Annotated in this window: 1 protein-coding gene and 1 pseudogene; one reads left to right on the top strand and one right to left on the bottom strand. The window is 65.9% G+C overall.

Features of this window, described 5'->3' with window-relative positions; translation table 11 throughout:
• Window positions 1-20 precede the first annotated feature (20 nt).
• Window positions 21-221 carry a hypothetical protein gene (locus ABGA94_RS02180; protein ID WP_375366264.1) on the bottom strand — a complete coding sequence of 67 codons (201 nt, stop codon included), beginning with the start codon at window positions 219-221 and terminating at the stop codon, window positions 21-23.
• Here ABGA94_RS02180 and ABGA94_RS02175 point away from each other — a divergent pair.
• A pseudogene (locus ABGA94_RS02175) lies at window positions 213-326 on the top strand (fatty acid-binding protein DegV); the annotation flags it as partial. The gene ABGA94_RS02180 and the pseudogene ABGA94_RS02175 overlap by 9 nt on opposite strands.
• Window positions 327-328: the final 2 nt, after the last annotated feature.

The raw sequence follows: 328 nt of genomic DNA, 5'->3' as shown, positions 1-328 counted from the left end.
GAGCGGCGGACTGCCCGGGATCACGTGCGCTGCGCGCAATCCTGATAGGACTTCTCTTCCACGTACGCCGAACCCAGCGCCAGGTTGATCGCCTTCTTGATGCGCGCGCGCTCGTCGTTGCGCAGGTAGGCCACGGCGAAGCGACGGATCGCCTGCATGTCGTCCGGGTCCTTGGCGCCGACCACCAGCGTGCCTTCCAGGTCAACGCTGGCGCCGGCCATGGCGTGACCGTGTACGAATCGGTGATGAGCCTGACCGGCATGGTCAATGTCGGCAAGGGCGCGGTCACGGTGGGTTTCGCCGATGGGCCACATCGGTTCGAGTGATG

Origin of the sequence: Stenotrophomonas sp. 3diitr2024, assembly GCF_042136455.1 — a bacterium.
In the GTDB taxonomy this organism is placed as follows: Bacteria; Pseudomonadota; Gammaproteobacteria; order Xanthomonadales; family Xanthomonadaceae; genus Stenotrophomonas; species Stenotrophomonas sepilia.
Note: the sequence above shows the minus strand (reverse complement) of the source record. Positions and strands in the feature narration are given on the sequence as shown.